6 protein-coding genes are annotated in these 6,982 nt (G+C 53.7%); 4 read left to right on the forward strand and 2 right to left on the reverse strand.

What is annotated here, in order from left to right; genetic code table 11:
* Positions 1–304: hypothetical protein (locus Q1Y74_RS12865; RefSeq protein ID WP_300814706.1), on the forward strand; the 304-nt coding region annotated here is incomplete at its 5' end.
* Between the two features lie 136 nt (positions 305–440).
* Here the strand turns inward: Q1Y74_RS12865 and Q1Y74_RS12870 are convergent.
* Together Q1Y74_RS12870 and Q1Y74_RS12875 are read right to left on the reverse strand one after the other, a co-directional pair.
* On the reverse strand, positions 441–1,373 hold the full coding sequence (locus Q1Y74_RS12870) for a hypothetical protein (protein ID WP_300814707.1): 933 nt from the start codon (positions 1,371–1,373) through the stop codon (positions 441–443).
* An 84-nt stretch (positions 1,374–1,457) separates the two neighbouring features.
* Positions 1,458–1,625: an NUMOD3 domain-containing DNA-binding protein gene (locus Q1Y74_RS12875; RefSeq protein ID WP_298114915.1), complete on the reverse strand. Its 168-nt coding sequence runs from the start codon at positions 1,623–1,625 to the stop codon at positions 1,458–1,460.
* Positions 1,626–2,382: 757 nt separating this feature from the next.
* On the opposite strand from Q1Y74_RS12875, the gene Q1Y74_RS12880 reads away from it, so the two are divergent.
* The 3 genes from Q1Y74_RS12880 to ribF are packed head-to-tail and all read left to right on the forward strand — an operon-like array spanning position 2,383 to position 6,561.
* Complete coding sequence (locus Q1Y74_RS12880) at positions 2,383–5,010, forward strand: calcium-translocating P-type ATPase, PMCA-type (RefSeq protein WP_300814708.1); 2,628 nt, start codon at positions 2,383–2,385, stop codon at positions 5,008–5,010.
* Positions 5,007–5,624 carry an HAD family phosphatase gene (locus tag Q1Y74_RS12885; protein ID WP_300814709.1) on the forward strand — a complete coding sequence of 206 codons (618 nt, stop codon included), beginning with the start codon at positions 5,007–5,009 and terminating at the stop codon, positions 5,622–5,624. The genes Q1Y74_RS12880 and Q1Y74_RS12885 overlap by 4 nt, the downstream gene beginning before the upstream one ends.
* A complete protein-coding gene (gene ribF / locus Q1Y74_RS12890; RefSeq protein ID WP_300814710.1) occupies positions 5,596–6,561 on the forward strand; it encodes a riboflavin biosynthesis protein RibF in 966 nt (321 codons plus the stop codon). The genes Q1Y74_RS12885 and ribF overlap by 29 nt, the downstream gene beginning before the upstream one ends.
* Positions 6,562–6,982 lie beyond the last annotated feature (421 nt).

Genomic DNA, 6,982 nt, shown 5'->3' on the forward strand with positions numbered 1-6,982 from the left:
ACCAAGAGGGAGCGTTTCTCTGCCATTCCGATTATACGTTGAATTTCCGAGGTTCACCACAAACGGAATGAAGCCAAACGCTTCCAATACTATGTCTGCCAAAAGCCTAAAGAGGCTAATGACGCGCCAAAGATACAAAAAAATCGCATTATACAGGCAGATTCCCCTGGAAATATTTGCAGCATTGATATTTTCTATTATAAGGAACAAATCAAGGCCGCTTTCATTCTATAGAAACAGACAATCAAAAACAGCAACTTTACGGGTATCAACTTTTGATTGCTGCATCTTTGAATCACTATAACCTTTTAGATTATGATGATACAATAAAACCACCGTATCAAAGTCCGTTGAAAGATTATTTTGATACAGTGGCGATATTGACACAAAGAGCTTAAAGCAGCAAGTTTCTCACAGAATTTATGTAGTTGGTGCTATGATTATGCTACTAATTCTCTAATACTTACGTTGGGAATAGAATTCATTTGTTTATATAAATTTTTATATGTTTTCATTATCCTTGTTATTGAAGTTGTTTTTGCGCTTAATGTTCTAACCTTAGCTTCAACAGCACTCATATCATAATTACATTCTTTGAGTAACAAACAATGCTCGTAGTCTCTTAATGTCATAGTCCTATGTTGGCAATCATTATATTTTATGGCTTCATCAATAACGGATAGGATAGGGTTTGCCTTTGAGGTCAATACCGCTAATAAATTGTTGTTTGGAATGTTCAAAAGGTTTCTGATTTGATCCATGGTGTTGATATTTAGTTCAAAGCGTGTCTTGCCGTTGAAGTACGACAGTATTTCGTTGGGATTTGATACAGCATTCAGAAAGTATCGGTTATTTGCCGATTGTAGTTCTTTTGCCTTATCGTATACGATTAGGCGTTTCTTATATCTTGGAGTCGTTACTACGTTTTCTATTGTTATACCTTCTTTCCGATATGGTTTTGTTACCCACTTCATGTAATTGGATAGGTTTTGCCTTACATTGGTAATGATGTCCTGCATTAAGCCGCACTCTATATCTTTGGTAATATCGCATTTCACTACATTAGAATCTGTCATAATAGACTCTACATTCAAATGGCAAATACCTAATCTGTTGATTTGTGACAAACAGTCCTTAGCCGTGTATATATCGATAAGGTTTGTGTAATTGTCTAAAAGGATTTTTCCCGTAAATTCTAATACCAGCTCATTGTGTTGATAGTTCACCATTACTAAGAGATAGAAAGGTCTTTCTTGCTGATATTTATAATAAAGGATACTATCCTCTTTGCTGTTCAATATAAATTTGCTATAATCTATATCGCTGATGTAATCAATCTTTGTTACTAATTTCAGTTTATCAAATTTGAGCATTTAAAAACGTATATACATTTTATTTAGTCTTGCAGTATTGCAAGTTTTGTCACCTTGAGAAGTGGTGATATTTAAGGTAGGTTCTTAGCCTACCTTATTATTTGTAGTCGGTTTGTTGGGTATGGTTTTCCAATAATCCTTAAGTCCATTGCTAATGGCTTCTTTGTGGGTGAAAGATTTGCTTCTTCCTTTCATGCTTTGACTTATTTTCTGTTTTGTTTCATCTGATAATTCTCTGTACTTTCTTTTCATCGTTTTATGTTTATGTTGTTATTATATATAATAAATATATCTTAATTTGGAAAGTTTATCAAGTTTGATAAGTTCATCTAAAATTCTATAGAAAATTTTGAGAGAATACGGAACACTTGGATTGAAGACATACCCCCTCTTTCTTAAGGAGGCATTATAAGCAGGGATACGGGGGTAGGAAGACATACATCCCCCTACTTGCCAATATGTTACAACTCCATCCCTTACAAAAAATGCTACTGGAAGCGTTTGCCTATAATTTAGGGGTAAGTTTTAAGGTCTATGCAATGTAATCTTTATACCACTCTGCAAACTCTACAAGTTTTAGAAAATCCTCTTTGAAAGTTCGATAATCTTTCATACCTTCGCACCCCAAGCGAGGCCGTCTCAACATAACATGCGAGACGGCCTCGCTTGTATCCGCCCGCAACCATCCCCCCACGTTCTCAGGACTCAGGAGATGCTGGGCGGACACATAGGGTTGCAGAAGAAATACTATCATCAAAAGTCATGTCTTCTCTGAAAATGAAGAGACAGACGCCTCCAATACCTCCAAATAAAAGTTAGGGGAGACGGGACAATGTCACGCAATGGCGGCTGTGTCGGCAAGCGACGATACCGGTCGGGAAAGCAGTGGCATTCAGGTCTGAAACGGACATCTGTCTTTGCTGCCCATTTCATAAAAAAGATTTAATGCGGGCGGTTATACCGATTAAATATTGTACTTTTGCCACCTGAATACTAACCTGAATACTTGATGGCAGCAAAAAAAGAAAACTATTTTCATCTCGGGCTGACCGATGAGGAAGTGCGGAAGAGCCGCGCTGAACATGGCACCAATCTGTTGACACCTCCCCAACGCCCTTCTTTGTGGAGGCTTTATCTGGAAAAGTTTGAAGACCCGGTCGTCAGGGTTCTGCTGGTGGCAGCCCTGTTCTCACTGATTATATCCATCATTGAAAACGAATACGCCGAGACCATCGGCATCATTGCGGCCATTCTGCTGGCTACGGGCATCGGCTTCTTCTTCGAGTACGACGCCGGGCGCAAGTTCGACCTGCTCAATGCCGTCAACGAGGAGACGCCCGTCAAGGTGCTGCGCAACGGGCACGTGCAGGAAGTGCCCCGCAAGGATGTGGTGGTGGGTGACGTCGTCCTGCTGGAGACGGGCGAAGAGGTGCCCGCCGACGGCCGGCTGCTGGAAGCCGTCTCGATGCAGGTGAACGAATCGAACCTGACGGGCGAACCGGTGGTGAACAAGACCACCACGGAGGCCGACTTCGACCCGGAAGCCACCTACGCCTCCGACCGCGTGATGCGCGGCACCACCGTGGTGGACGGACATGGCGCGATGCACGTGGACGCCGTGGGCGATGCCACCGAGATTGGAAAAGTGGCCCGGCAGAGCACCGAACAAAGCACCGAACCGACACCTCTTAATATACAGCTCACCAAGCTGGCCAACCTGATTGGCAAAATCGGCTTCTCGGCCGCCGCCCTGGCTTTCGCCATCTTCTTCGTCAAAGACGTCCTTCTCTACTACGACTTCCGTTCCTTCCACACCTTCCGCGACTGGTTGCCCGCCCTGCAGGCCACGCTGAAATACTTCATGATGGCCGTCACGCTGATTGTGGTGGCCGTGCCCGAAGGGCTCCCCATGAGCGTCACCCTCAGCCTGGCGCTGAACATGCGGCGGATGCTCTCCACCAACAACCTGGTGCGCAAGATGCACGCCTGCGAGACCATGGGCGCCATCACCGTCATCTGCACCGACAAGACGGGAACCCTGACACAGAACCTCATGCAGGTGCAGGAGGAACGCATGGAGACCACCGACCGCGACCTGATAGCCGAAAGCATCTGCGCCAACTCCACCGCCTTCATCGAGGAGGATACGGCCGACGGCCGGCGCAAGGGCGTGGGCAATCCTACCGAAGTGGCCCTGCTGCTCTGGCTCGACGCCCAGGGCAAGGACTGCATGGCCCTGCGCGAGGCGGCCCCGGTGCTCAGCCAGCTGACCTTCTCTACCGAGCGCAAGTACATGGCCACGCTGGTAGACTCTCCGCTGCTGGGCCGCCGCGTGCTCTACGTGAAGGGCGCCCCCGAAGTGGTGATGGCCCGATGCGGCCTGCCTGCCGCCTTGCAGGAAAGCTACGAGGCCACCCTGCTGCAATACCAGAACCGCGCCATGCGCACGCTGGCCCTGGCCTACCGGCCCGTAGGCGCCGACGAGGGAACCGACTGCGCGGCCCTGGCGAATGGAGGAAGCCTGACCTTCATCGGCATCGTAGCCATCAGCGACCCCATCCGCCCCGACGTGCCCGCAGCCGTGGCCCGTTGCCGGGAGGCAGGCATCGGGGTGAAGATTGTGACGGGCGACACGCCCGGAACCGCCACCGAGATTGCCCGCCAGATAGGACTCTGGACCGCGGACGACACGGAGCGCAACCGCATCACCGGAGCCGACTTTGCCGCCCTGACCGACGACGAGGCGCTGGAACGGGTGATGGACCTGAAAATCATGTCGCGCGCACGGCCCACGGACAAGCAGCGCCTCGTGCAGCTGCTCCAGCAGAAAGGCGCCGTGGTGGCCGTGACGGGCGACGGCACGAACGACGCGCCCGCCCTGAACCACGCGCAAGTGGGCCTCTCGATGGGTACGGGCACCTCCGTAGCCAAGGAAGCCAGCGACATCACCTTGCTGGACGACTCGTTCAACAGCATCGGCACCGCCGTCATGTGGGGACGCTCGCTCTACAAGAACATACAGCGCTTCATCGTCTTCCAGCTCACCATCAACTTCGTGGCGCTGTTCATCGTGCTGCTGGGCTCGCTGGTGGGCACCGACCTGCCCCTCACCGTGACGCAGATGCTGTGGGTGAACCTCATCATGGACACCTTTGCCGCCCTGGCCCTGGCCTCCATCCCGCCCAGCGAAAGCGTGATGAAGGAGAAGCCCCGCAAGCCTGCCGACTTCATCATCACCCCGGGCATGAGGCGGATGATATTCGGTGTGGGCCTGGCCTTTGCCTGCATCCTGATGGGGATGCTGCTCTATTTTGAACAGGAGGGCATGACCGTGCGCGAGCTCACCATCTTCTTCACCTTCTTCGTGATGCTCCAGTTCTGGAACCTCTTCAACGCCCGCGTGTTCGGCACCACCGACTCCGCCTTCAAGAACATCTCCAAGTCCTACGGCATGGAGCTGATTGTGCTGGCCATTCTGGGCGGACAGTTCCTCATTGTGCAGTTCGGCGGAGCCGTGTTCCGCACCGAGCCGCTCGACGGGCCGACGTGGCTCCTCATCATCGCCTCCACCTCGCTGGTATTGTGGGTGGGCGAGGCCGTGCGCCTGGTCCGCCGTCTAATGCAGAAAAGATCATGATACAGAAAAAGATAAAGAACCTGATTTTCGACTTCGGCGGCGTGCTCATTGACCTCGACCGCCAGCGTTGCATCGAGCGCTTCAGGCAGTTGGGCCTGACGGACGTGGAGGACATGCTGGGCCTGTACGCCCAGCAGGACTTCTTCCGAAAACACGAAAAGGGCCTCATCACCGATGCCGAGTTCAGAGACACCATCCGCACGCTGTCCGGCCGGCAGCTGACCGATGCCCGGATAGACGACGCCTGGAACAGCTTCCTGGTGGGCATCTCCCCAAGCAAGCTCGACATGCTGCTGCACCTGCGCAAGGACTACGTCATCTACCTGCTGAGCAACACCAACCACATCCACTGGCAGTGGGCCTGCGAGAACGCCTTCCCCTACAAGAGCTTCCGCGTGGAGGACTACTTCGAGCAGATTTTCCTCTCCTACGAGATGAAGATGGCCAAGCCCTCGCCCGAAATCTTCCAAGCCGTGCTCTCCGAGACGGGCATCGAGCCGTCGGAGACCCTGTTCATAGACGATTCTGCCGACAACTGCCGCGCCGCCGCCGCGCTGGGCATAGACACTTATAACGCCAAACCCCATGAAGACTGGAGCCGGCTTTTCGGATAACAGCCCCTGCGTTGCCACCATCGGCTTCTTCGACGGGGTACACCGCGGGCACCGCTGCCTCATAGACCAGGTGCGCAGCCTGGCCGCCGCGCGCGGGTTGCCCTCGGCCGCCGTCACCTTCCCCGTACATCCGCGCAAGGTGATGCAGCAGGGCTTCTGCCCCGAACTGCTCACCACCTGCGACGAGAAGGTCGCCCTGCTGGCCGCGGCGGGCATAGACCGCTGCGTCATGCTGGACTTCACCCCGCAGCTGGCCCTCCTTTCCGCCCGCCGGTTCATGGCCCTGCTGAAGGAGCGGTACGGCATCGTGGCGCTGGTGATAGGCTACGACCACCGCTTCGGCCACAACCGCAGCGAGGGCTTCGACGACTACGTGCGCTACGGCGCCGAGCTGGGCATCGAGGTGGTGCAGGCCCGCGCCTTCTCGGACATGGAGGAGGGCGCCGGCGCCGGCCTGCCCTGCGGCGAGGTCAGCTCGTCCTGCATCCGCCAGCTGCTCCGCCGGGGCGACGTCTCCGACGCCGCGCGCTGCCTGGGCTACGACTACTTCCTGCAAGGCACGGTGGTGGGCGGCTACCGCGTGGGGCACACGCTGGGCTTCCCCACGGCCAACCTCCGCGTGGACGACGCCGACAAACTGGTGCCAGCCGACGGCGTCTACGCCGTGCGTGTCGCCGTGGACGGACAGACCCGCGGCGGCATGTTGAGCATCGGCTTCCGTCCCACCCTGGCCAACGGCGCCGACCGCAGCATCGAGGTCTACATCTTCGACTTCCGCGCCAACATCTACCGCCGTCCGCTCCGCCTCTCCTTCGTCAGCCGTGTCCGCGACGAACTGAAGTTCGCCTCGCTGGACGAGCTCGTGGCCCAGCTCCGCAAGGACGAGGAAACGGTGAGACGCATCCTCAACAGCGACGGCAACGGCCGGCTCGTCTGAATTCATCCCTTCTTTCCTGCCAATTCACCTCCCGCCTGCCCCAGCCCGGCATCCCGTCCAGGCAATGCCTGCACGGTCCGTGGACGAAGCTTGCACGGTCCGCGGACGAAGCTTGCACGGTCCGCGGACAAAGCTTGCACGGTCCGCGGACGAAGCTTGCACGGTCCGCGGACGAAGCCTGCACGGTCTGCGGACGTAGCCTGCACGGTCTGTGTCCGCCGGAAACCGTGTCAGCGGCCGGAATTTCTCCCCTTTTCGCCCCGTTTTATTGCAAAACAGAAGAAATTTATTGTTTTTCGATAAATTTTTTCTGTTTTTCTTTGGCTGTTTCCTCAAATAGTATTTCCTTTGCATATCGAAAAACGATAAATGATTATCGAGAAACGAAATTGGGAACCGAATTAACTCAAGTTTCGCAAGT

Origin of the sequence: uncultured Bacteroides sp., from assembly GCF_949298305.1 — a bacterium.
Lineage (GTDB): Bacteria > Bacteroidota > Bacteroidia > Bacteroidales > Bacteroidaceae > Bacteroides.

Coding starts and splice junctions, on each gene's coding strand:
- Q1Y74_RS12870 (WP_300814707.1), bottom strand. CDS start 1,373: ATGCTCAAATTTGATAAACTGAAATTAGTAACAAAGATTGATTACATC.
- Q1Y74_RS12875 (WP_298114915.1), bottom strand. CDS start 1,625: ATGAAAAGAAAGTACAGAGAATTATCAGATGAAACAAAACAGAAAATA.
- Q1Y74_RS12880 (WP_300814708.1), top strand. CDS start 2,383: ATGGCAGCAAAAAAAGAAAACTATTTTCATCTCGGGCTGACCGATGAG.
- Q1Y74_RS12885 (WP_300814709.1), top strand. CDS start 5,007: ATGATACAGAAAAAGATAAAGAACCTGATTTTCGACTTCGGCGGCGTG.
- ribF (WP_300814710.1), top strand. CDS start 5,596: ATGAAGACTGGAGCCGGCTTTTCGGATAACAGCCCCTGCGTTGCCACC.